The organism is Achromobacter sp. UMC71, from assembly GCF_014170305.1.
GTDB lineage: Bacteria > Pseudomonadota > Gammaproteobacteria > Burkholderiales > Burkholderiaceae_B > Achromobacter.
Genome location: NZ_LZZT01000015.1, coordinates 64,581 through 89,037 on the forward strand (window position 1 = coordinate 64,581; position 24,457 = coordinate 89,037).

Sequence of the window (24,457 nt, forward strand, 5' to 3'; positions counted from 1 at the left end):
CGGAGGACCCTGAGCATGAAATTCCTGTCTTTCCTCGTTTCCCGCATCGGCAAGGCCCTCGTGGTCGTGCTGGGCGTGGTCATCATCAATTTCTTCCTGATCCGCCTGGCGCCCGGCGACCCCGCCGCCGTGCTGGCGGGCCAGGCGGGCGCGGGCGATGCCGCCTATGTCGAGCAGTTGCGCGTGGCGTTCGGGCTGGACAAGCCCGTGCTGACGCAGCTGTTCCTGTACCTGAAAGGCGTGGTCCAGCTGGACCTGGGCTTTTCCTACCGCAACCACGTGCCGGTGCTGGACCTGATCGTTGAGCGCCTGCCCGCCACCTTCCTGCTGATGTCCTGCGCTTTCGTCTTCTCGATCGTGCTGGGCGTGCTGCTGGGCGTGGTGGCCGCCAAGGCGCGCTACCGCAACAAGCGCCGCTGGATCGACAGCTCGGTCATGACCGGCGCGCTGCTGCTGTATGCCACGCCGCTGTTCTGGCTGTCGTTGATGGGCATTCTGCTGTTCTCGGTGGTGCTGGGGTGGCTGCCGGCGTTTGGCATGGAAACCGTGGGCGCCGGCCTGACCGGCTGGGCCCGCGCGGCCGACATCGGCCAGCACCTGATCCTGCCGACCGTAACGCTGGGCTGCTTCTTCATGGCCGTGTACGTGCGGCTGACCCGCGCGTCGATGCTGGAAGTGATCGGCATGGACTTCGTCAAGACCGCGCGCGCCAAAGGCGTCAGCCCCAGCCGCGTCATCCGTGCCCACGTGCTGCGCAACGCACTGCTGCCGGTGATCACCTTCGCCGGCATCCAGCTGGGCCAGATGGCGGGCGGCGCGGTGCTGACCGAAACCGTGTTCGCCTGGCCGGGCATCGGCCGGCTGATGTTCGACGCCCTGCTGCAACGCGACTATCAATTGCTGCTGGGCATTTTCCTGGTGACCTCGATCATGGTGGTGGTGTTCAATTTGCTGACCGACGTGCTGTACCGGTTGATCGATCCGCGCATCGGCGCCGGCGCGCAACAAGGAGCCTCGGCATGAAGCAATTTGCCAAACGCTATATGCGCAACTACGGCGCGGTGGCCGGCCTGGCCATCATGCTGGTCGTCGTCATCGTGGCCCTGGCCGCCCCCCTGCTGTATCAGGATTCGCCCTGGATGATGGTGGCCGATCCGCTGATTCCGCCCTTCACCGACGCCGCCTACCCGTTCGGCACCGACATGCTGGGCCGCGACATTACCGCCGGCCTGGTGTGGGGCGCCCGCGTCTCGCTGATGGTGGGCCTGCTGTCCACGGCGGTGGCGCTGGTGTTCGGCATCGTGATCGGCGCCATCGCGGGTTACTGCGGCGGCCGCGTGGACGACGCGCTGATGCGCTTCACCGAGTTCTTCCAAACCATTCCGCAGCTGGCCATGGCCGTGGTGCTGGTGGCCATCCTGAGTCCGTCGGTGTATTCGATCATGGGCGCCATCGCGGTGGTGTCCTGGCCGCCGGCCGCGCGCCTGGTTCGGTCGGAATTCATGACGCTCAAGCAGCGCGAATTCGTGCAGGCGGCCATCGTCATCGGCCAGACGCCCTCGCGCATCGTCAGCACGCAGATCCTGCCCAACGCCATGTCGCCCATCATCGTGTCGGCCTCGTTCATGGTGGCCACGGCCATCCTGACCGAATCGTCGCTGTCGTTCCTGGGGTTGGGCGACCGCAACCTGATGAGCTGGGGCTTCATGATCGGCGCGGCCCGCACGATGATCCGCGAAGCCTGGTGGATGAGCGTGTGGCCGGGCGTGGCTATCTTGCTGACCGTGCTGGCCATCAACCTGATCGGCGAAGGCCTGAACGATGCCCTCAACCCGCAACTGCGCAAGCGCGGCGAATAGGAGACCGGCATGAACGCATCCGCGCCCCTGCTTTCCATCCAGAACCTGAGCATCGCGCTGCCCCGCGGCGGCGACCGGCCCTTTGCGGTGCAGGACGTCTCGTACGACATCCGCGCCGGCGAAATCCTGTGCATCGTCGGCGAATCGGGTTCAGGCAAATCCATGAGCGCCAACGCCATCATGGGCCTGTTGCCCGACTACCTGACCCCGCAGCAGGGCCGCATCCTGTTCCGTGGCACCGACTTGCTGCAACAGGACGAAGCCACCTTGCAGGCCATGCGCGGCAAGGACATGGCGATGATCTTCCAGGAACCGCTATCGGCGCTGAACCCCTTGATGACGGTCGGCGAACAGATCAGCGAAGTCATGCGGGTCCACAACGCCTACCCCGGCGCCGAACGCATGAAACGCACGCTGGAGCTATTGGCCTTCGTCGGCCTGCCGGACCCGGCCACGCTCTATCACGTCTACCCTTTCCGCCTGTCGGGCGGCCAGCGCCAGCGCGTCATGATCGCGATGGCCCTGGCACTGGAACCCGCCCTGCTCATCGCCGACGAACCCACCACCGCGCTGGACGTCACCACCCAGGCGCAGATCCTTGCCCTGATCGCCCGCATCCAGAAGGAAAAAGGCATGGGCGTGATGTTCGTCACCCACGATTTCGGCGTGGTGGCCGAGATCGCGCACCGGGTGGCGGTCATGGAAAAAGGCATCCTGGTCGAACAGGGCCCGGCGGACGAGGTGTTGAACCGGCCGCGCCATCCGTACACGCAGCGCCTGATCGCCGCCGTGCCGCACCGCCGCGGCGACGACCGGGTGGCCACCGGCGAGGACCGGCCCGTGCTGGAAGTGAAAGACCTGAGAAAGACCTATGTCATCGGCCACGGCTGGCTGGGCGGCAAGCGCGAGGTGCACGCGGTCGACGGCGTGAGCTTCACCGTGCGCCAGGGCGAAACCCTGGGCATCGTGGGCGAATCCGGCTCGGGCAAGTCCACCATCGGAAAATGCCTGCTCAAGCTGGTCGGCATCAATGGCGGCCAGTTGATCTTCAACGGCCAGGACATCGCCACCATGCCCGAATCGCGTTTCCGGCCGCTGCGCAAGGACATCCAGATGATCTTCCAGGATCCCTTTGCCTCGCTCAACCCGCGCCACACCGTGGGCCGCATCATCAGCGACGGTCCCGTGGCCAACGGCATGCCGCGCGCCCAGGCCGAGGCCCGCGTGCGCGAGCTGCTGTCGCTGGTGGGGCTGGACCCGTCCGCCTTTGACCGCTACCCGAACCAGTTCTCGGGCGGCCAGCGCCAGCGCATCGGCATCGCCCGCGCCCTGGCGCTGGAACCCAAGGTGCTGGTGGCCGACGAATCCGTCTCGGCGCTGGACGTGTCCGTGCAGGCGCAGGTGCTGCAATTGCTGCACGACCTGCAGCAGCGCCTGAAGATCGCCCTCGTTTTCATCACCCACGACCTGCGCGTGGCCGCGCAGATCTGCAACTCGGTGCTGGTCATGCACCGGGGCAAGGTGGTGGAGTACGGTTCGCCCGGCCAGATTTTCGATAACCCGCAGCACGCCTATACGCAGCAACTCATCGCCGCCGTGCCCGGCCAGCACTGGGACCCCACCAAGGCCCAGGCCGCCGCCTGAACGCGGCATCACAAGGAGACTCGACCATGCAACGCCCCCAAGCCGTGCCCACCGTCCAGATCGACAACGCCCAGGTCACCGTCACCGAATGGCGCTTTCCGCCGGGCGGCGAAACCGGCTGGCACCGCCACGGCATGAACTATGTCGTCGTGCCGCAAACCACCGGCCCGCTGCAGCTGGACACGCCGGACGGCCCGATCACCAGCCAGCTCACCACCGGCGTGGCCTATTACCGGCCGGTCGGCGTCGAGCACAATGTCATCAACCCCGGCGACACGGAATTCGTGTTCGTCGAGATCGAAATCAAGCAGGCGGTTTAACCCCACCGGACCATGACCACCATGAAGGCGTTTTTCTCGGAAGAACAACTGCTGCACGCCCCCCAGCAGTTCATGCGGCTCGGACGCATCAGCGCGCCGACCGACCTGCCGTCCCGGGCCGAAAGCCTGCAAAGCGCATTGGCCGCCCGCGGCATCGTGGTCGAGGCGCCCGCCGACTACGGCCGCAAGCCGCTGGAAGGCATCCACAGCCAGGACTACCTGGACTACCTGGAAACCGCCTACGCCCGCTGGCAGGCGCTGAAAGCGCCGGGCGTGGACCCGGGTCCGGAAGTGCTGCCGAACCTGTCGCCCTACTACAACGGCCGTATCGACACCGCCGGACGCGGCCCGTGCCCCTCGCCCTCCATCGTGGCGCAGACCGGCTACTACCTCAGCGACCTGTCCTGCCCCATCGGCCCGCAGACTTGGCGGTCGGCGCTGCGCTCGACCCACAGCGCCGTGGCCGCCGCCGACCATGTGGCGGCAACCCGCGGCCTGGCCTATGCCCTGTGCCGGCCGTCGGGCCATCATGCCCATCGCGACCGGGCCGGCGGCTTCTGCTACCTGAACAGCAGCGCGGCGGCGGCTAGCCGCCTGCTGCAAACCTGGTCCAAGGTGGCCGTGCTGGACGTGGACGCGCACCATGGCGACGGCACGCAGAACATCTTCTATCAGCGTTCGGACGTCATGACGATATCCGTGCACGCCGATCCCGGCGGTTACTACCCGTTCTATACCGGCTATGCGCACGAACGCGGCCACGGCGCCGGCGAGGGCTGCAACCTGAACCTGCCTCTGCCGCACGGCTCGGGCAACGACGCCTTCCTGCAAGCGCTGGATGCCGCCTTGGCGGCGCTGACCGGCTACGGCCCGCAGGCGCTGGTGCTGGCGCTGGGCTTCGATACCTACAAGGACGATCCCATCAGCGTGCTCAAACTGGACCTGGACGCCTACCGCGACATCGGCGCCCGCGTGGCCAGCCTGAACGTGCCCACGGTGGTGGTGCAGGAAGGCGGCTACATGGTCGAGGCCATCGGCCCGGCGCTGGACGCCTTCCTGCAAGGCATGAGCCAGGGCGGCGCCTGAGCCGCCCGTGATGAGCCCCCCACCCACCGCGCCCGGCCAGGGCGCCGCTTCCGCGCCTGGCGCGGCACCAGTTACCGCAGCGACGGCTGCCGCAGCGTCGGCTGCCGCAGCGTCGGCAGCCCCCCGTTCTGCTCCGGTGCCGGCCGCGTCGCGGCGGGCCGGCATCTGCCTGTTCTTCGGCGCACTGGTGGCCTTCGCCACCTTCGATGCGGGGTCCAAGCAGATGCTGGCGTACTACCCCGCCCCGTTCCTGAACGTCATGCGCTACATCGCCGTGGCGACACTGGCGCTGGCGATACTGTGGCGTCATCGCGGCCAGCGGCTGCGCGATGCGCCGCAAAAGCCGCTGCTGATCCTGCGCGGCGTCATGCTGGCCACGGTGGCCAGCTGCTTCATGACCGCGCTGATCTGGATGCCGCTGTCCGAAGCGACGGCGATCTATTTCACTTCGCCGCTGATCATGGTGGCGCTGTCGCCGTGGCTACTGGGAGAACGGGTCAGGCCGGTCCAATGGGCCGCCGTCGCGGCCGGCTTTGCCGGCATGCTGCTGATCGTGCGGCCGGGGTCGGACCTGCCGGGCCTGGGCACTGCGCTGATGGCCGTGGCGGCCGTCAGCTACGCCATCTTCCAGGTGCTGACCCGCAAGCTGTCCGGCAAGGTGGACGGCCCCGTGCAGTACGCCTATACGGCGTTCATCTGCCTGCTGATCACGGCGGTACCCGCGCCCTTCTTCCTGCCGAATCCCTGGCCAGGTCCGGCGGACATGGCGTTGATCGTGGCCCTGGGCGCCTGCAGCGGGCTGGCGCAGATCCTTTTGATCGCCGCGTTCCAACGCGTGTCGGCCGCGACGCTGGCGCCACTGAACTACTTCCAGCTGCTGCTGGCCGTGGGCTTCAGCACCTTCTGGTTCCAGCGCCCGCCCGACGGACTGGCGCTGGCGGGCATGGCCCTGATCATGGCGTCCGGCGTCTTCCTGGCGCTGCGGCGCACGGCCTGACGGCGCCCTGGATCAGGAGGTTTCACGCTGGACCAGGGTGAAACCTAGGTCCACATGGCGCTGCCCGATCTCCAGCCCCGCCAGCTGGCGCATGAGCAATTGCGCGGCCTGCCGCCCGATCTCGTAGCGGGGCGTGGCAATGGTGGACAAGGGCGGCGTGGTCCATGCGGTACCCGCCAGATCGTGAAAACCCACGATCGCGACCTGCCCCGGCACGCTCACGCCCAGCCGCCCGCACTGGAACACGGCGCCCTGTGCCAGGTCGTCGTTGCAGAAAAAGAGCGCATCGCAATCCGGATGCGTCGACAACATGGACTCCAGCAAGGCCGCGCCCAGGCTGATCGACGACTTTTCGGGCGTCATGATTTCCAGCGACGGGTCGAAGCGTCCCGCATCGCGCAGCGCCTGGCGCCCGCCTTCGCAACGCCGCAGCGAACGCGGATCCAACTGCGCGCCGACGATGCCGATGCGCCGGTAGCCGCGCTCGACCAGGTGGCGGCACGCCGCGTAGCCCGAATCGAACTGGGAAAACCCCACGCTCATGCCGTCGCACCCCGGCAAGGTTTCGATCGTGTGCACGGTGGGCATGCCCTGCGCGCGCAGCAGATCCCACACCCCCGGGTTGTGGTCGATGCCGGTCAGGATCAGGCCGTCGGGCAAGTGCTGCAGGTACTTGCGCAGCAACGCTTCCTCGGCGTCGGGCGAATAGCCGGTGACGCCGATCAGCAGGTGGTAGCCCTGCTCGTCCAGCACGTCCTTGATCCCCGTAATGATGTCGATGAACACCACATTACTGAGCGAGGGAATCAACACCACGATGGTCTGCGACCGCGCCGACGCCAAGGCGCTGGCCGCGTGGTTCGGCACATAGCCCAGCTCCTGGCAGACCTGGGCGATACGCAAGCGCAACGCTTCGGCCACCTTGTCGGGCGTACGCAAGGCGCGGGAAACCGTGATCGCGCTGACCCCGGCGCGGCGAGCGACCTCTTGCATGGTCACCCGCCCGGCGCGGGTGCTGCGGGGCTTTCGGATGGACATCGACCTATCTGACCCAGTTGGCGAGCACGTAGTCTGACGCAAAGCCCCGGGCTTGCCAAACCAAAAATGTTAGCGCTAACATCAGCACCGCGGTACCCCATAGAAATTCCGGAAAACGGAAACAGGAGACAAAAATGCATGGTTCCCCCAAGGGGCGGCCCGGCGGCACCCCGCTGGCCCGCGCGGCAGACTGGTGCGTCCGGCTGCAGACCTGGTTGATGGCCGCCTGTCTGGCCGTCATGGTGGTGCTGCTGTTCGGCAACGTCGCCATGCGCTACCTGTTCAATTCTGGCATCAACGCTTCCGACGAGGTGTCGCGCCTGGCGTTCGTCTGGATGATCTTCCTGGGCTCGGTGCTGGCGCTGCGCGACCACCAGCACATCGGCGTCACCATGCTGGTCGAGCGCTTCGGCCCCGCCGCGCGCCGCGTCTCGCACATCTTCTGCCAGGCGCTGGTGCTATGGGTGCTTTGGCTGATGGCCGAAGGCAGCTGGGTGCAGACCGTCATCGGGCTGGACACCCGCCTGCCCGTCACGGCGATGTCGCTGGCCGTCTTCAACGCGGCCGCGCTCTATGCCGCCGTGGCGATGGGCCTGTTGACCCTGGTCGATCTGATACGCGTGCTGGCGGGCGGTCCGCTGCCGGCGGAATCCAGCCCCGAAGACCCTTTGGTCTGACCTGGCCCCTCCTCCTTCCGCCACCGCCCCCCCGGACCCGACCCATGATCCTGACCGTCTTCCTGCTCGTGCTGCTGGGGCTGATCGCCCTGGGCATGCCCATCGCCTTCGCGCTGCTGCTCAGCGCGATCGCCATGATGTTCCAGCTTGATTTCTTCGATACCCAGATCCTGTCGCAGAACATGCTGTCCGGCGCCAACAGCTTCACCCTGATGGCGGTGCCCCTGTTCATGCTGGCCGGCGAACTGATGAACGCCGGCGGCATCTCGCGCCGCATCGTCAACCTGGCCAGCATGTTCGTCGGCCACATCAAAGGCGGCCTGGGCTATGTCGCGATTTTCGCCAGCGTGCTGCTGGCAGCCCTGTCCGGCTCGGCCGTGGCGGACGCGGCCGCGCTCGGTTCCCTGCTGATTCCCATGCTGCGCGAAAAAGGCTACGACGCCGGCCAGGCATCGGGCCTGATCGCCGCCGGCGGCATCATCGCGCCGATCATTCCGCCGTCCATCTCGTTCATCATCTTCGGCGTCGCCACCAACGTCTCCATCACCAAGCTGTTTTTCGCGGGCATCGCACCCGGGCTGATGATGGGCCTGACGCTGGTGGCGGTGTGGACCTGGGTCGCGCGCAAGCATGGCGCGATCAAACCCGCGCCCCGCCAGCCATGGCGCGCCCGCCTGCGAGCGCTGCGCGAATCGGCCTGGGCGCTGATGCTGCCAGTCATCATCATCGGCGGTTTGCGCGGCGGCATTTTCACGCCGACCGAAGCCGCCGTGGTTGCCGCCGTCTACGCGCTGCTGGTCAGCCTGTTCGTCTACCGCGAGATCGCCGTGCGCGATCTGCTGCCGCTGTTCGTCAATGCCGCGCGCACCACCGCCGTCGTCATGTTCCTGGTGGCGGCCGCCATGGTCTCGTCCTACATGATCACCCTGGCCGACATGCCGCAGGACCTGATCGCGCTGCTGGAACCCGTGCTGGACCAGCCCAAGCTGCTGATGTTCGCCCTGCTGGTACTGCTGACCTTGGTGGGCACCGTCATGGACCTGACGCCCACCATCCTGATCCTGGCGCCGGTGCTCATGCCCGTCGTCACCAAGGCCGGCATCGATCCCGTCTACTTCGGCGTCATGTTCGTCATGGTGGGCTGCGTCGGCCTGCTCACGCCCCCGGTGGGCACGGTACTGAATGTGGTCTGCGGCGTTGCCCGCATCAACATGGAAACCATCTGCAGAGGCGTCTGGCGCTACGTCGTGGCCTACACGCTGCTGCTGGTCGTGCTGGTGATCTTCCCCGAGCTGATCACCGTCCCCGCAAGCTGGATGCATTAGAAAAACACTTCAAGGAGGAACACCATGAGCAAGCCCTTCAAGACCCGCATTGTCATCCTGGCCGCCGCGCTGTCCTGCGCGTTCGCCGGCATCGCGGCCGCCGCCGACGTCAAGCCGCGCCTGATCCGTTTCGGCTACGGCCTGAACGAGGAAAGCGTCCAGGGCCGCGCCGCCCGCTATCTGGCGCAGGAACTGGAAAAGATCAGCGGCGGCAAGCTCAAGATGAAGACCTTCGGTTCGGCCAACCTGGGATCGGACGAACAGATGCAGGGCGCGCTGGCCGGCGGCGCGCAGGAAATGATGGTCGGGTCCACGGCGCCGCTGGCCGGCATGGTCAAGGAATTCGGCGTCTTCGACCTGCCCTTCCTGTTCAACAGCGAGAAAGAGGCCGACGCCGTGCTCGACGGCCAGTTGGGCCAGGATCTGCTCAAGAAGCTGGAAGCCAAGGGCCTGGTCGGCCTGGTGTATTGGGAGAACGGCTTTCGCAACATGACCAACTCCAAGCGCCCGATCGTGCGCGCCGAAGACATGCAGGGCATCAAGCTGCGTGTCATGCAGAACCAGATCGCGCTGGGCGTGTTCAACACGCTCGGCGCCAACGCCGTGCCCATGCCGTTCTCCGAACTGTTCACCGCGCTCGAAACCCGCACCGTGGACGGCCAGGAAAATCCGATCACCACGATCCAGAGCAGCAAGTTCTACGAAGTGCAGCCCTACCTGACGATCACCCGCCACGTCTACACGCCCTGGGTGGTGCTGGCGTCCAAAAAATGGTGGGACAAACTGTCGCCCGACGAACAGCGCCTGGTGCGCCAGGCCGCCGAAGCCTCGCGCGATTTCGAGCGCCAGGACAGCCGGGCCGACTCGCTCAAGGCCATGGGCACGCTGGAGCAGGCCGGCATGAAGATCAACACCGTCTCGCCCGAAGAAGTGGCGCGGATGCGCGAAAAAGTGCAGCCCGTGGTCGACAAGTACACCCAGGAACTGGGCCCGGCGCTCATCCAGCAGTTGAACAGCGAAATCAGCAAGGCGCGCAATTAGGCGCCGTCAAAGGCCCGCGGCGCGGTCTTCCCCGCGCCGCAGGCGACCCGAAGCACACGAGGCATCCATGACCGACACTCCCCGCAAGCTGCGCAGCCAGAAATGGTTCGATGATCCCGCCCACGCCGACATGACGGCCATCTACGTCGAGCGCTACCTGAATTACGGCCTGACGCGGCAAGAACTGCAGTCCGGACGGCCCATCATCGGCATCGCGCAAACGGGCAGCGACCTGGCGCCCTGCAACCGCCACCATCTGGCGCTGGCGGAACGCATCAAGGCCGGCATCCGCGACGCGGGCGGCATCCCCATGGAATTCCCGGTGCATCCGCTGGCCGAACAGGGCCGGCGCCCGACCGCGGCCCTGGACCGCAACCTGGCCTATCTGGGTCTGGTCGAGATCCTGCACGGCTATCCCCTGGACGGCGTGGTGCTGACCACTGGCTGCGACAAGACCACCCCCGCCTGCCTGATGGCGGCCGCCACCGTGGACATTCCCGCCATCGTGCTGTCGGGCGGGCCGATGCTGGATGGCTGGCACGACGGCCAGCGCGTCGGCTCCGGCACCGTCATCTGGCACGCCCGCAACCTCATGGCCGCGGGCAAGCTGGACTACGAAGGCTTCATGACCCTGGCCACGGCATCGTCACCCTCGATCGGCCACTGCAACACCATGGGCACTGCGCTGTCGATGAATTCGCTGGCCGAGGCGCTGGGCATGTCGCTGCCTACCTGCGCCAGCATCCCGGCGCCCTACCGCGAACGCGGCCAGATGGCCTACGCCACCGGCCTGCGCATCTGCGACATGGTGCGCGAAGACCTGCGCCCGTCCCACATCCTGACCCGCGAGGCCTTCGAAAACGCCATCGTCGTCGCCTCGGCGCTGGGCGCGTCCAGCAACTGCCCGCCGCACCTGATCGCCATGGCGCGCCATGCCGGCATCGACCTGAGCCTGGACGACTGGCAACGGCTGGGTGAAGACGTGCCCCTGCTGGTGAACTGCGTGCCGGCCGGCGAACACCTGGGCGAAGGTTTCCATCGCGCCGGCGGCGTGCCCGCCGTGCTGCACGAACTGCATGCCGCCGGACGCCTGCACGCCAGTTGCGCCACCGTGTCCGGCAAGACCATCGGCGACATCGCCGCCGCCGCCAAGACCCGCGACACCGATGTCATCCGCAGCTGCGAAGCCCCCATGAAGCACCGTGCCGGCTTCATCGTGCTGTCCGGCAATTTCTTTGACAGCGCCGTCATCAAGATGTCGGTGGTGGGCGAAGCCTTCCGCCGCGCCTATCTGTCGGCCCCCGGCGACGAGAACGCGTTCGAGGCCCGCGCCATCGTGTTTGAAGGCCCCGAGGACTACCACGCCCGCATCGAGGACCCGTCGCTGAACATCGACGAACACTGCATCCTGGTCATCCGCGGCGCCGGCACCGTCGGCTATCCCGGCAGCGCCGAAGTCGTGAACATGGCGCCCCCGTCCCACCTGATCAAGCGCGGCATCGACTCGCTGCCCTGCCTGGGAGACGGCCGCCAGAGCGGCACCTCGGCCAGCCCGTCCATCCTGAACATGTCGCCTGAGGCGGCCGTGGGCGGTGGCCTGGCGCTGCTGCGCACCGGCGACCGGATACGCGTCGACCTGAACCAGCGCAGCGTCATCGCCCTGGTCGACGACGCCGAAATGGAACGGCGCCGGCAGGCTCCCGGCTACCAGCCGCCCGAGGCGCAGACCCCCTGGCAGGCGCTGTACCGCCAACTGGTGGGCCAGCTGTCCACCGGCGGCTGCCTGGAGCCCGCCACGCTGTACCTGAAGGTGGTCGAAACCCGGGGCGATCCCCGGCACTCGCATTGAGCGGACGCGTTGCCGATCAGGCCTTGAAGAACTGGTTGAAGGCCGCCCACTTGGCGAACAGCTCGGGCCAGGCCTGCACCAGCGACCCGGGCTTGCCCATGCCCCAACCGTGCTTGCCGGCTGCGAAAATGTGCATCTCGGCCGGCACGCCCAGGCGCCGCAGGGCGCCGAACATCAGCAGGCTGTTGTCCACCGGTGCAATAGGGTCGTCCTGCGCCTGCGCCAGGAAGGTCGGCGGCATCTGCGCCGTGGCCAGATGGTCCACAGAGAACGCCGCGCTGGCTTCGGCCGTGGGATGCTCGCCAACGATCTCGCGGCGGGCATGGGTGTGATCGAACGGCGGCATGAAGGTCAGCACCGGGTAGATCAGCGCCGCGAAATCCGGCCGCGACGATAGTTTGTCGGTCTCGTCCAGCAGCGGGTAACGGGCCAGGCCCGGCGTGGCCGCCGTCATGCCCGCCAGATGCCCGCCCGCGGAAAACCCCATCACGCCGATATGCCCGGTATCCAATCCGAATTCCGACGCCGATGCCCGGATCACCCGCATGGCGCGCTGTCCGTCCTGCAACGGCGCTACAGTGGGCCAGTGCTCGCCGGGCAACCGGTACACCAGTTCGAATGCCGTCACTCCCCGGGATTGCAGCCACAGGCAGGCCGGCGTGCTTTCCGTGCCACGCTCGATGTGGGCGTAGCCGCCGCCAGCGATCACCAGCATGGCTGTGCCGTTGGGCCGCTCGGGCCGGTACACCACCAGGCGCGGCCGCGACACCTGCGTGACCGAGCCCTTGGCGCTGACCGTCTCGGCCGCTGTCGGACCGCCTCCCCCGGGAGGCCGGTTGCCTGGCCACAAGTCAATGGCCTGCTGCCCTGCCGGCGCAGCAATGGACATGGCCATCGCCGGCTCATTCATCAATCCCAGCGCGGCGCTGGACAGACCGGCGAACAGGAGTTCTCGTCGTTTGATATGCATAGGTCTTCCTCGCGGACCAACGACCCCGGACGGACGACGCGTCCGCCGGACTGAGGCCTGTGGACACCAAAAGGCGCCTCGCACCCTTTATGAACAGCACGCCCTGGCCGCGCTGCAAGCAGTTTAAGCAGAGAACCGCGGTGCTGACCGCGAGTGACCACGACGCGTCCGTTTCGACGCGTTACGGGCTGGCGTGGCTTTCAATCCGGCGTCAGTTGCCTGCCGCGGGCCCGGCCCCAGGCCCATCAGCGGACGTTTGCTCTGCACTATCAAGTGCTTGCGGACTGGGCCGGGTCAGCACATAGGCCGCGCTTGCAAGAAAGAACAGGCCCACGCCCGCGGCCAGCCAGAACGACGGATGCGCGCCCCACCAGAACAGGCCATAGCCCACCGCCATACCCAGCGACGCATAGAGCTTGCCCTTGCGCGACACCGCGCCCTGCTCGCGCCACGCGCGCAGCGAGGGGCCATAGGTAGGACTGTCCAGCAGCCAGCGTTCCAGGCGCGGCGACGAACGCGAAAAGCACCCCACCGCCAGGATCAGGAAAATCGTCGTCGGCATCACCGGCAAAAAGGCGCCGATCACGCCCAGCGCCAGCATCACGCAACCCAGGATCAGCCAAAGTGCTCTCATCATGATGGGGTGCAGGATAACGTACGCCGGCCCGCTGGCCGCATGCACTTACTTGAGCCGCACGAACTGCCAGTCACTGCCGTCCTGGTACACCCGGAAATCGGCCACCTCGCCCGCCCGGGTCGTCACATCCAGATAGGTCACGGGATAGGCCGCATTGAACGACTGCATCCCGACCTTGTGCGCACCCGGCGGCACCCAGATCTGCAACACCCGGTTCGCGTTGATACTGGCGATATGCCTGCCATCCAAATAGAGAAGGATATCGACTGCGCTGCCCCAAGCGCCCGAATCACGCACCACCCGGATCGAACTCTTTTCGGGCGCCGATTGCAGTAATGTGGGATCCATCACAAAGGACGTTTCCAATCGCGGGGCTCGACTGGGATCGACCGGGGTCGTCCCACACGCCGCCAGCATCGAAACCAGCAGACCCGCCGCAAGGGTTCTTAGCATAAGCACCTACTTGATGGGTTCAAAGATTGTCATGGTTGCACCCACATACACGCGCAAGCCTACCGGCTCGCCGTCCTTGACCTGGACGTCCAGATAATCGATCGGGTGCGCCTTGTCCACCATCTGCAAGCCCACTTTGTGAGGGCCTACGACTAGATTCAGTTCAAGCACCGTATTTTCGAGAATGTTCGCCACATGCTGGCCGTCCACATAGATCAGCGCCGGCTGGTACTTGCCCCACCCACCCTTGTCTCGGGCGACGCGCACCACGCCCTTGCCCGGCCCGCTTTCGCTGACCTTTGGATCAAGATAATAGTTCTGTGCCGCGCGGGGCGCGGTGTTGGCATCGATGGGCACGCCCATGCATCCTGCGAGCAACGACACCGCCAGGCAACACCCCAACATTCTGAACACGATCAGCTCCCCTTTTGGACTCCCCCGCAATATACCGTGCGCAATGTCAGGGCTGCGCTGGCTGTGGCATTTTTTCACCCAGCATCCGCAGAAACTGTGGACTGCTGTTCCCGCCTGCGCGCCGGGCTTTGAACACCATGGTCCAGGCGTCCGCATACTGGCCGTTCCAGTAATACGCGGTGGCCCACGAGTTATACAGATAGGCTTTGTTCGGCTCCACCGCTTCGCCATTGCGGTATAGCGCGTCCGATCGCGCGATCATCGCGGCGCGTTCCGGCCCCGACAAGGTTTTATCTGCGGCCGCGCAACGCGCTGCGATACGGCCCGCGTCGGCATAAATGCCCTGAAATGACGGCGGCTTCAGGCTCAACGCCTTTTCCATCATCTTCATGGCATCGCAATACTTGCCCTGGTCGTGCAGCACCGCCGCGAAACCGGTATAGACCTCGGCGTTTTCCGGATTCATCAGCCACGCCTGGTTGAACCGCCGCGTGGCCATACCCAGCTTGTCGGCCTGGTAAAAACGGAACCCCTGCTCGACCCAGGCCTGCGCCGCGCGGGCAGGCGAACCGAAACTGCTGGTCGCGTCGGCGATCAGCTTTTCGTCGGCCGCCTTGAGGGCGGGCTCGGACCGGTCCTGCCCGCCGTACATCGGGATCTCGTCCATGCGGGACGCAGGCGCGACGGGCGCCGTTGCCAGGCAACCGGCAAGCCACAGGCACGAGCTCAAGACGGCAACGCGAAGGGTCAGTCTATGCATGAATCATCCCAGGTGAAGCCCAAGACTATCATCGTTGTGGCATGCGCCCGGCCAGCGCACCGACATGTTCTAGTCATCTAGATGTCACTGCCAAGCGCTATCGTCTCGCGCAACCCATCACCGCGGAGGCCGCCCCATGCTCACCCTGCCCTACATTGAAAATCTGTTCGCCCACCACGGTGCCGCCTACTACGGCGGCGAGGCCATCAGTCAGACCGAACACGCGCTGCAATGCGCGCAACTGGCCGAGCAGGCCGGCGAATCCGAAGCTGTGATCGTCGCTGCCTTGCTGCACGACGTCGGCCACCTCATGCTCGCTGAAAGTATCACCACCGACATGCGCCACCAGGAAGTCGCCGCGGACGCGCTGGGCAAGCTGTTCGACGAGGACGTCACCGCGCCCGTGCGCCTGCACGTCGCCGCCAAGCGCTACCTGGGCGCGATCGAACCCGCCTACCTGGACACGCTGTCGCCCGCGTCGGTGCAAAGCCTGGCGCTGCAAGGTGGCGTCTTCACGCCCGGGCAGGCCGAGACTTTCGCCGCCCAGCCGCATGCACTGGCTGCGGTGCGGCTGCGGCGGTATGACGATATGGCCAAAGTCGTAGGTTTGGATACGCCGTCGCTCGGGCACTATATGAGGATGGCCGAGCGGTGTTTGCGAGCAGGGTGAAGGCTGCGACCTGCTACAGAGGCGGGATTGACATAAACAATCCGCTCCCGTTCCGTTGCACAACGATCCCGCAATCTTCACGGACCGTGACGCCGGGCTTGGCACACGCGTGAGCGGGCCTTCCGCCTACCAGTGATATGCCAGATTGAACGTACCCCCTAACCCGCGCCGGCCATGACTCCCGAGATCGCCAGCGACTTGAGCGGAGAGCTGCAACGCGGGCGTGGCCCAGCCCTGGGCTCCCAGCTTGAGTTCAAGGCTGTCGCGGGAAGGTGCAGCCTCGAATCGGTTCGGCCCCATGCGCACGGACGGAGCGTTGAAACTATGCAGCCAGTTCGCTTCGAAAAACGGGCGCAGCGCCTGCTTGCCCGCACCGAATCGCGGATAAACGCGCACGCCCGCGCGGCTGCTCCAGGTGTTGTCGCCGCCATTGCTCATGCGCGTGCCTTGCAGCGAGGCCTCTTGGGCATCATAGTGGCTATATAGCATCCCGGCATGCGGTTCGATGACAACCGGCGCCAGTGCGGTCGATGCGCCAAAGGGAGCCATCGCATAACCCGCTTCGACCGACCCGCTCAAAACGGACGATTGATAATGCGTGCTGCCCAGCTCACTGCTGACCTGGTTCGAATAGCGCCCGTACAGCAGCCAGGTGTCGGCATAGGCCCCCAGCCGGGTGGCATCGTTCTGATAGGCTGTGCCGTACACGCCAACCGAGTACCCCGAGACCTTGCCGCGAGCCTGCGTGCGCCGCGCCTCGCCGTCAGGAAGGGCCAGGCGAGAGGTCGAAGTACTGCGGGCTTCGCCATAGCCGGCCATCGGCCCCATATGCAGCGCACCATGGTCACCCAGAGGGGCTTGCCAGAGGTCGCCGCCAAATTGCAGCACATAGCTCTCGCTCTCGAGCTTGACGTTCCCCTGGGCCATGCTCAGGCCGCTGTCGCGGCGACCCTGCACGCGCGTCCAGACATTGCGCCCCTTGGACGGCGTCGGCGTCTCGTCGGCGCCCGCATCAAAGGGCTGGGCCGCGTCGTCATAGGACGGCATGCGATCTTGCGCGGTGTGAACGAACAGCGACGTGCTCGATACCTGGTTCGAGAGATAGGCCCCGCTCTCGGGCGAGACGTTGCGCGGCGCGTCCGGACCTCCCGCGGCGGGCGGGGCGACACTTTGTTGTGAGCCCGCGGGAGCCTGTCCCGGGGTACCGCCCAACCCACCGGCCGGTGCAGGTGCCGGTGTGGGCGCGGCCCGTTCTGACGTCAGGTACCAATCCTGCGCCACTCCGCCGCGGCCTCCTCTTGCCAGGCTGTACTCGTAGCCGTTGATCGCCAGCGTGCGGGAACTGGCGCGAAAGCCCGAGGAGCCTGCGTCCAGGCTGAACGCGTCCGGCGCCGTGCTGCCGCCATTGATGGTCTGCACGACGCGAATGCCCTGCGCCGTCCGGCCGCCGCTGCCACCGGCGTTGACGATACGCAGCGTACCGCGTCCACTGGCCGTGCCCGCATTGATGACCAACCGGTCCGTGGGGGAGGCGTCGTCTCCCAATCGTGTGTTCAAGACCAGCACGCCACGGCCCGTATAGTTGTCGACGGTCAGCGTCTTGAACTCGCCGGTCGCTTTCGGCGGTGCGAACGCCACCGTGCCGCCGTTATCCAGCGTGGCCAGCGACGAATCGCCCCGGACGTTCCAGGTGCTGGCGCCGTCCACTTTCATCATTCTGACGCGGCCGCCACTGTGTTCGATGAGCGCGCCGGTCAACGAAGCGCCATCCTTGAGGGCGATGTCCGCGTTGCCGCTTTCCATCCATACATCACCGACCAGGCGCGAGGAGGTGGCGTCCAGCGTGATCAAGCCGGTTGCGATATCGGGGGCCGCGCCACCGCCAGCGGGCGCGCGCACGCCATTGGTGTTGCTGGTGGACAGCGAATACAACAACCGGCCTGCCTCGACCGCCCCGCCGGCGCGGCCAATGATGTCGACGCCATTCAACGAAAACCGGTGATTTCCGCCCGCAGCAACCAGGGCCGCGCCATCCTGCGTTTCCACATGGGTGCCACGGTTCAAGGTGACGGTGTTGCTGCTGCTGGCCTGCGTGGCATAGCTACCGATGCCCCAAGCGTTCTTGCCAGAGGCGCTGATCCTCATGTTGGTAAGTTCGAGATCGCCACTATCGACCACCTCGGCGCCATGCGCCGCCTTGCCCGAGGTGCTGACGCTGCCATCCGAGGCCGATAGGCGCGCCCCCGATGTCTGGACGAACAGGCCACTGGCGGTATCGCCGCGCGTTATGACGCTGGTGCCGGCCAACGCTATCGTGGCGCCCGGCCGGTTCGCGACCACGCCGATGGCATCCGCGCCGAACGTTTCGATACGCGTGTCGCTTGCCTTGATCGTCGCCGAGGTCGCGTTGACCGGATCGGCTTGCAGGCCGACACCCTGGACACCGTGGGTCGTGATGGTGCTTTGCTGCAAGATGGCGGAGCCGCCGCGGACATGTACACCCCGGGTGCTGTTAAGCGTGTGGGAACCGGCCTGGATCGTGAGCTGGCGCGCGGTCACGGAGCTGGAATCGCCCGAGACAATGATGGCGGCGCCCGGGCCGTCGTAGGTGATCGTGTCACCCGGGTTGAGCGCGCGATTGGATCCTGTCACGACGACGCCACCCAGCTCGGCGCCGTTGCCACGGGCGGGAATGACTGCAAGGGCCGCGCTGAGCAGCCCAAGCATGAACGGCGGTTGAAAGCGGAACATGATGAAGTCTCGGGTCTTGGGGTGGGTGGGCTCTCTCCTGTATCCATGTCTGGTCAACCTGGCGCTGTAGGGCGGCCGCATCCGCGTTGGTTTGTACGTTGCAGTGGTGACGATGATGCGCGGTAGTCCAGCCCCTAAACATCAGACAACTCTGAAAGCGCTTTAACTGTCTGACCCCAGTGCAGGGGACCGTTGGCCTCGATCAACCGGCGGCATGCCATGAGACGCCCCAGGGTTCGAGAGGCCCGACGGCCCCGAGACGGTGCCGCTCACATTGCGGAACTAGGACGATTCTGAAAGTCAGTGCGGCATCCGGTGATCCGCCAGCGCCCGGCCCCATGATCCGAACGCTCCGCCATCGCCAGGGCAGGCAGCCTGGCATTCAAGTCCGACGGGGGACTGGCCGCCATGCGCACGCAATATGCCTACGCACTCGGTATCAGCGGCAGCGCCGTGAAGCTTGGCGTAGCGGACCCGGCTACGTGAGCGCCAGCTTGTGCGCAAGGAATGCAATATCGTGCGCCGGGTTTTATCGTGCGCTGGGTTTATAACCACGCCGAGTATCTCGGACGAACGCAGACGCCTGATGCAATGGTGGTCGGATTATGTCGATCGCTGCGCCGCAAAGGCAGAAAAATAAGGGCTGGGGCCTGCCTTTATTATTTTGGGCCCTACCCTCATTTCCCTCCTTAAATCTCTTGGCGCTACTTGGCGGCGCAAAAAGCAAAAAGCAAAAAGCCGCGAAAGTCTTGGACTGTCGCGGCTTTTAAGGCGATGCTTGACTAGCTCTATCAAGCACCACTTTGCAGGAATTTGGTAGGCGGTATTGGAATCGAACCAACGACCTCCACGATGTCAACGTGGCGCTCTAACCAGCTGAGCTAACCGCCTGCAAAGAAGAAGAATTATATAGTGCTTTTTTAAACTGTGCAAATCGTCTTTTCAGACTTTTTGCTGTTTTTGTTGCGTTCCAGAATCTTTGCTTTGGTTTTGCTTGGGCACTTCGCTTTCGCACTTCGCTTTTGCATTTACCTGCGCGTGATTCTTCATCTGCAACAGCCTGCCACAAGAACTACCAAGGGCACGCCAAGCACTGAAAAACTTCCTACTTTTTCGCGTCTGCGGCATGCACCGCAGCAACGAAGAACGAGATTCTATCAGAACTTTTTATTCCTTGCTCGACCTCGACGCCGCTGCTCACATCGACGGCCCACGGACGCACGGATTGCACCGCGGCGGCGACATTGTCGGGGTTCAGGCCGCCCGACAGGATCAACGGGCGCGACACGGGATCGCCCTTCACGTCGGCGAGCAAGGCGTGGTCGAATCCATGGCCGCTGCCGCCGTAGCCTGCGCTGTAGCTGTCGAACAGCCAGCCGGCAGCCTCGCCGTAGGCGCGGCAATACGACGCCAGGTCTTCAGCGGTATCCAGCCCGGGCGCGCCCGCGCGGAAAGCGCGCAGGTAGCGGTGGTGATAGCGCGCGCAGTCTTGCGGCGTTTCATCGCCGTGGAACTGCAGCAGCTCCGGACCGACCTGGTCCAGCACGGCCTGCACGTCCGCCGGATCAGGGTTCACGAACAAGGCCACCACGTCGACAAACGCCGGCACGGCGCGGCGCAGTTGCGCCGCGCGGGTGGGCGTCAGGCAACGCTTGCTCTTGGGATAGAAGACAAAGCCGATGGCATCGACGCCGGCCGAGACGGCGGCGTCGATGTCTTCTTCGCGGGTCAGACCGCAGATCTTGATGCGTGTGCGCATGGAATTCATCGCTTGCGTCGCCCAGTGCGACGGATGCAGCCAGTATATATAAACGTCGTGGCCGGACCGTCTGTCTGGCCGCGCTGTCGTACCGCAGGCAGCCTGGCGCCTGGCCGGTTTCAGCCGCCCGGCTGCCCCGCCGTGGCCATGAAGTTGTCGAAGCTGCCTTCGGCCACGCGGAACCAGGGAATTTCCTTGTCGCGAAACGCAGTCATGCTCTCGTACAGTTTCTTGAACATGGGATCTTTGGCGCTCATTTCCTGGTAGAGCTTGAGCGTGGCCTCGTAGGCAGCCTGCAGCATCGGCTTGGGGAAGGCCTTGAGCTGCGCCCCCCGCTGCACCAGCCGGCGCAGTGCGTCAGGGTTGCCGGCGTCATATTTGGCGATCATATTGGCGGTGGCCATTCTGCTGGCCAGCCCCAGCGCCGCCTGATACGGCTTGGGCAATTCGTCGTGGGCGTCCTGGTTGACGTACAGGGACAGTTGCAGCGTACCGGCCCACCAGCCCGGAAAGTAGTAATTCCTGGCGACCTTGTAGAGCGCGAGATTCTCGTCGTCATGCGGACCGATCCAGGCCACGGCATCCACCCCGCCCTGCTCCAGCGCGGCATAGGTGTCGGCGACCGGCAGGTCGACGGGCTCCGCGCCCATGCGGGCCAGCACCTGGCGCGCAAAGCCGCCCGCCTTGACCTTCAGGCCGCGCAGGTCGTCCACGGTCTTGACCTCGCCCCGGAACCAGCCGCCCATCTGCGCGCCGGTCAATCCACAGGGGAAGTTCAGGATGTTGTACTTGTCGAACAGCACGCGCGTCAGCGCCAGCCCTTCGCCTTGCAGCATCCAGGCGTTCATCTGCCGGGTATTCAGGCCGAACGGCACGCCGGCATCAAAGCACAACGCCGGATCCGTGTCGAAGAACCGGGTGGACGCGGTGTGACCGCATTCGACGATGCGGTGCTGCACGGCATCGAGCACTTGGCCGGCATCCACCAGGTCGCCGGCGGAGAAGATCTCGATGCGGAATTTGCCGTCCGTGACGTCGCTGACGTAGCGGGCCACGTCTTCGGCGCCAGCGAACAGGGTCGGCGACTCGTTGGGAAAGCTGGAGGCGAGTTTCCAGGACACCGCCGGCGCGTCCTGCGCATAGACCGGAGCGGCGATGACGGCACCGCCCGCAGCGGCCCCCAGGGCGGTTCGCTTCAAAAACGCACGGCGTTGCATGAGACAGGCCTCCAGTAGGCGCCGCCGGGCGCCGGGCTAGGGCGGGTTTCCCGGCGCTTGCGGGTAGTGTTGCGTGAAGGGCGCCAGCAGTTGCGCCCCGCCATCCAGCTCGTCCAGCCCGAACTCGTCGGGATACTCGATTGCCGACAGGTACAGGCCGTCGGGCGAAAACGTGGGCGCGCCCAGTTTGCGGTCGCGCCAGGACAGCAGTTGCGCCATCCAGTCGACGGATTCGCGGCCCTGCCCGATCTGCAGCAGCGCGCCCATGATGTTGCGCACCATATGATGCAGGAAAGCGTTGGCCCGAAGCGTAAACACTAGAAACGGACCGCGCTCTTCGATGTCCAGCCGGTGCATGACGCGCACCGGATGCTTGGCCTGGCACTGCGAGGACCGGAAGCTGGAAAAATCATGTTCGCCCAGTAAGGCGCCCGCGGCCGCGCGCATGGCGTCAACGTCCAGCGGCTGGTAGCACCAGCCGGCGCGGCCAGCCCACAGGGCGGGACGCACCCTGCCCCGCCACAACAAATACACGTAGGTGCGCGCCCGGGCGGAAAAGCGGGCATGGAAATCATCCGGTACTGCCTTGGACCATTGCACGGAAATGCTGGGTGGCAGGAATGCGTTCACGCCCCGCACCCAGGATTCCATGCGCCGGTCCAGCGCGGTGTCCAGGTGGATCACTTGCATCGCGCCATGCACGCCAGTGTCGGTGCGACCGGCGCAGATGGTGGCCACCGGATCCTTCACGTCGCAGAACCGCGCCAGGGCGGCTTCCAATGTGTCCTGCACCGTCTGCCGGTGCGGCTGGGTCTGCCAACCCTGCCAGGCGGAGCCGTCGTACGCCAGCCCCATTGCAACTCTAGACATCTGTCAAACCCGTGGACCGCTGACTCGGCGCGGTTCGTCCGTGGGCGGTTCGTCCAGGTCGAGATTGATCGTGTCGAGCTTGCGGTTCAGCGCTGCCGTGTCCAGCGCCGGCTCGTTGTAGGCATAGGTTTCCTCGTCGTCGTCGCCGCGGCGCGCGCCCGCGCGGCGCAGCACCCAGGCGATGGCGAAGGCGATCAGCGCCAGCACGGCGGTGACAATAACCAGTAGATTGTCGGCCAGCCAGGCCGGCATGGAAGAAGTCAAATCCTTGTCCTTGTTGTTGCTCGCCGCCGCCTCCGCGGCAGCCTTGTCTTGTGCGGCGGCGGCCGTTGGTGCCGTTGCGCCGGGCGTACCGGCTGCGCCAGGACTGCCTTGCGCGCCCGACGCGCCGGCAACGCCAGGCGTTCCGGCGGCGCCAGCCGCGCCTGTGGCGCCCGTTGCGCCAGCCGCGCCCTGGGTACCCGGTGTTCCTGCCGATCCGGCTGCGCCAGCCGCGCCGGTCGAGCCTGCGGCGCCCTGTGTTCCTGATGCCCCTGCCGTGCCTGCGGCGCCCGCTGCGCCCGGGGTACCCGCGGCGCCCGTTGCACCGGCGGCTCCCGTTGCGCCTGCGGCGCCCGGCGTACCGGATGTCCCGCTGGCGCCTGTAGCGCCTGCGGCGCCGGCGGCGCCCGGTGTGCCCGATGCCCCGTTTGCACCTGGGCCGCCTGCGGCGCCAGGCGTGCCCGAAGCGCCAGCCGCAGCCGGCGTACCGGGCGCCCCTGCCCCGCCTGTAGCACCCGCGGCGCCTGCTGCACCCGCCGCGCCCGGCTTACCCGATTCGCCCGCAGCGCCATCGGCCCCGGGTGCACCCGTTCCCGATGCGCCCTGCCCGGCCACGGCCTTGTTCAATTCGTCGACGTTGCTTTGCAACTGGTTGACGCGCCCCTCGGCATCGGCAATGGCGCGTTGGTTGGACGTACGCTGATCCGCCTGCGCTTCGGCCTGCGCCGCGGCGCCACCCTGGCCCGACGACAGGCGCACGCGGTCTTGCGGCGGCGTCGCCGTTGCCACGCCGGTATCGCCGGGGCGGGCCACCGTGCCGGACGCCGCATCCTGTCCCTTGACCACGGAGGGATTCGCGGCGGCCGCCGCACCGAGCCGGGCGCGGTAGCGCGCGAAGGCCTCGGCGTGTTCGTTGAAGATGCGCCGCGCTTCGGCCGGATCCACGGCCCGCACGGTGGCGGCGTCGGGAATCGTCAGCTTTTGCCCGGCGCGCACCAGGTTCATGTTGTTCTGGATGAAGGCTTCGGGATTGGCGCGCCACAGCGCCACCAGCATCTGATAGACCGACGCATTGGGCACCGCATTGCGCTGCGCAATGGCGAACAGGTTATCGCCCGATTTCACATTGACCGAACCCGCAGAACCGGTCGCGCGGCCAGGCGTTCCCACCGCCGCCGGCGTAACGTCGGCGCCCGCACCTCGCAAGGGCACAAGGATGCTGACCTGCACCTGCCGCTGGCCGGAACTGGAGCTGATATCCAGCAGCAGATCCACCGCGCCGCCCGCCGGCGCCTGCGCCGACCGCACCCGCAGGTTCTTGCGGGTCGGATCCAGGCCATCTTCAACCCGCACCACCAGGCCGGCCAGCGGCGCGGGCGGCTTCAAGCCCGCGCGCTGCCACGAAGCTTCGTCGGCAATCGACACCTTCAGCGAGGCAATTTCGTCAGGGGTAAGTTCCTGCAGCCCGACCAGCGCTTGAAGCGGCGCGCCCGGCGCCGACACGACCCGTGAATGCCCTACCCGCATCGCCAACGCCGGGCTGCAAAAGCTCGCGCCTAGCGCCAAGGCGATCGCCCACTGGAGGGCCTTCAAACGGCGGGCATGCTTCACTTGGCGCGAACGCTGGGTCATAAGCTGGAATTCCGTTCTTGTAGTCGAAGAATTACGGGCGACGGCCTGTTCATGACCATCAGGTGAGAACAGGCCTCAATTCACCCGAAAAGTGTAATAGATCAAGCGCGTTTCACAAACCTGAAAGGCGCATCGGCGTTGGCTGGCGGGCACATTGCCCGCTATTGCAGCCACCGCGCAAACAACAAAGGCACCCGAAGGTGCCTTTGTGGGGACGATCCGGAAGA

General features: G+C 66.1%; 22 protein-coding genes and 1 tRNA gene. 11 read left to right on the top strand and 12 right to left on the bottom strand.

The features are described from left to right. The first annotated feature begins 15 nt into the window (after nt 1-15). From A9974_RS06600 to A9974_RS06625, 6 genes are read left to right on the top strand one after another with little or no spacing between them, the layout of a single operon-like run. Nucleotides 16-1,023, top strand: a complete 1,008-nt coding sequence (locus A9974_RS06600; RefSeq protein ID WP_183003339.1) for an ABC transporter permease — start codon at nt 16-18, stop codon at nt 1,021-1,023. Beyond that, entirely contained in the window at nt 1,020-1,859 is an 840-nt protein-coding gene (locus A9974_RS06605) for an ABC transporter permease (RefSeq protein WP_183003340.1), read from the top strand. The genes A9974_RS06600 and A9974_RS06605 overlap by 4 nt, the downstream gene beginning before the upstream one ends. A gap of 9 nt (nt 1,860-1,868) precedes the next feature. Beyond that, nucleotides 1,869-3,503: an ABC transporter ATP-binding protein gene (locus tag A9974_RS06610; RefSeq protein ID WP_183003341.1), complete on the top strand. Its 1,635-nt coding sequence runs from the start codon at nt 1,869-1,871 to the stop codon at nt 3,501-3,503. A 26-nt stretch (nt 3,504-3,529) separates the two neighbouring features. Beyond that, complete coding sequence (locus A9974_RS06615) at nt 3,530-3,823, top strand: cupin domain-containing protein (protein ID WP_183003342.1); 294 nt, start codon at nt 3,530-3,532, stop codon at nt 3,821-3,823. 21 nt (nt 3,824-3,844) lie between these two features. Further along, nucleotides 3,845-4,909, top strand: a complete 1,065-nt coding sequence (locus A9974_RS06620; protein ID WP_183003635.1) for a histone deacetylase family protein — start codon at nt 3,845-3,847, stop codon at nt 4,907-4,909. A 10-nt stretch (nt 4,910-4,919) separates the two neighbouring features. Then, nucleotides 4,920-5,906, top strand: coding sequence for a DMT family transporter (locus A9974_RS06625; RefSeq protein WP_183003343.1), 987 nt, complete (start codon nt 4,920-4,922; stop codon nt 5,904-5,906). A gap of 12 nt (nt 5,907-5,918) precedes the next feature. Here A9974_RS06625 and A9974_RS06630 read toward each other — a convergent pair whose 3' ends face one another. Continuing rightward, nucleotides 5,919-6,944 (bottom strand): LacI family DNA-binding transcriptional regulator, encoded by a 1,026-nt coding sequence (locus A9974_RS06630; protein ID WP_183003344.1) that lies wholly within the window; start codon nt 6,942-6,944, stop codon nt 5,919-5,921. 134 nt (nt 6,945-7,078) lie between these two features. On the opposite strand from A9974_RS06630, the gene A9974_RS06635 reads away from it, so the two are divergent. The 4 genes from A9974_RS06635 (at nt 7,079) to A9974_RS06650 (ending at nt 11,836) form a co-directional block, all read left to right on the top strand. Next, the gene (locus tag A9974_RS06635; protein ID WP_183003345.1) at nt 7,079-7,621 is read left to right on the top strand and encodes a TRAP transporter small permease; all 543 of its coding nucleotides are present in this window, start codon (nt 7,079-7,081) and stop codon (nt 7,619-7,621) included. 44 nt (nt 7,622-7,665) lie between these two features. After that, on the top strand, nt 7,666-8,946 hold the full coding sequence (locus tag A9974_RS06640; RefSeq protein WP_183003346.1) for a TRAP transporter large permease: 1,281 nt from the start codon (nt 7,666-7,668) through the stop codon (nt 8,944-8,946). A gap of 24 nt (nt 8,947-8,970) precedes the next feature. Next, nucleotides 8,971-9,987 carry a TRAP transporter substrate-binding protein gene (locus tag A9974_RS06645; protein ID WP_183003347.1) on the top strand — a complete coding sequence of 339 codons (1,017 nt, stop codon included), beginning with the start codon at nt 8,971-8,973 and terminating at the stop codon, nt 9,985-9,987. A 67-nt stretch (nt 9,988-10,054) separates the two neighbouring features. After that, nucleotides 10,055-11,836 (top strand): IlvD/Edd family dehydratase, encoded by a 1,782-nt coding sequence (locus A9974_RS06650; protein ID WP_183003348.1) that lies wholly within the window; start codon nt 10,055-10,057, stop codon nt 11,834-11,836. 16 nt (nt 11,837-11,852) lie between these two features. On the opposite strand, the gene A9974_RS06655 is transcribed toward A9974_RS06650, so the two are convergent. The 5 genes from A9974_RS06655 to A9974_RS06675 form a co-directional block, all read right to left on the bottom strand. Beyond that, on the bottom strand, nt 11,853-12,806 hold the full coding sequence (locus A9974_RS06655) for an alpha/beta hydrolase (protein WP_183003349.1): 954 nt from the start codon (nt 12,804-12,806) through the stop codon (nt 11,853-11,855). 211 nt (nt 12,807-13,017) lie between these two features. Next, the gene (locus tag A9974_RS06660) at nt 13,018-13,443 is read right to left on the bottom strand and encodes a YbaN family protein (protein ID WP_220805867.1); all 426 of its coding nucleotides are present in this window, start codon (nt 13,441-13,443) and stop codon (nt 13,018-13,020) included. Between the two features lie 45 nt (nt 13,444-13,488). Then, nucleotides 13,489-13,896, bottom strand: coding sequence for a hypothetical protein (locus A9974_RS06665; RefSeq protein ID WP_183003350.1), 408 nt, complete (start codon nt 13,894-13,896; stop codon nt 13,489-13,491). A 6-nt stretch (nt 13,897-13,902) separates the two neighbouring features. Then, nucleotides 13,903-14,253 carry a hypothetical protein gene (locus A9974_RS06670; protein ID WP_183003351.1) on the bottom strand — a complete coding sequence of 117 codons (351 nt, stop codon included), beginning with the start codon at nt 14,251-14,253 and terminating at the stop codon, nt 13,903-13,905. Between the two features lie 103 nt (nt 14,254-14,356). Beyond that, nucleotides 14,357-14,977: a hypothetical protein gene (locus A9974_RS06675; protein WP_255468057.1), complete on the bottom strand. Its 621-nt coding sequence runs from the start codon at nt 14,975-14,977 to the stop codon at nt 14,357-14,359. Between the two features lie 229 nt (nt 14,978-15,206). On the opposite strand from A9974_RS06675, the gene A9974_RS06680 reads away from it, so the two are divergent. Continuing rightward, entirely contained in the window at nt 15,207-15,740 is a 534-nt protein-coding gene (locus A9974_RS06680; protein ID WP_183003353.1) for a phosphonate degradation HD-domain oxygenase, read from the top strand. A 126-nt stretch (nt 15,741-15,866) separates the two neighbouring features. Here the strand turns inward: A9974_RS06680 and A9974_RS06685 are convergent, their stop codons facing one another. From A9974_RS06685 to A9974_RS06710, 6 genes are all read right to left on the bottom strand, one after another. Continuing rightward, on the bottom strand, nt 15,867-18,491 hold the full coding sequence (locus A9974_RS06685; RefSeq protein ID WP_183003354.1) for an autotransporter outer membrane beta-barrel domain-containing protein: 2,625 nt from the start codon (nt 18,489-18,491) through the stop codon (nt 15,867-15,869). A gap of 814 nt (nt 18,492-19,305) precedes the next feature. Further along, nucleotides 19,306-19,382 (bottom strand) — tRNA-Val (locus tag A9974_RS06690). Between the two features lie 214 nt (nt 19,383-19,596). Continuing rightward, nucleotides 19,597-20,259, bottom strand: coding sequence for a phosphoribosylanthranilate isomerase (locus A9974_RS06695; protein WP_183003355.1), 663 nt, complete (start codon nt 20,257-20,259; stop codon nt 19,597-19,599). Nucleotides 20,260-20,369: 110 nt separating this feature from the next. Continuing rightward, nucleotides 20,370-21,467, bottom strand: coding sequence for a TRAP transporter substrate-binding protein (locus tag A9974_RS06700; RefSeq protein ID WP_183003356.1), 1,098 nt, complete (start codon nt 21,465-21,467; stop codon nt 20,370-20,372). 36 nt (nt 21,468-21,503) lie between these two features. After that, the gene (gene truA / locus A9974_RS06705) at nt 21,504-22,337 is read right to left on the bottom strand and encodes a tRNA pseudouridine(38-40) synthase TruA (RefSeq protein WP_183003357.1); all 834 of its coding nucleotides are present in this window, start codon (nt 22,335-22,337) and stop codon (nt 21,504-21,506) included. Nucleotides 22,338-22,340: 3 nt separating this feature from the next. Then, a complete protein-coding gene (locus tag A9974_RS06710; RefSeq protein ID WP_183003358.1) occupies nt 22,341-24,230 on the bottom strand; it encodes a FimV family protein in 1,890 nt (629 codons plus the stop codon). Nucleotides 24,231-24,457 lie beyond the last annotated feature (227 nt).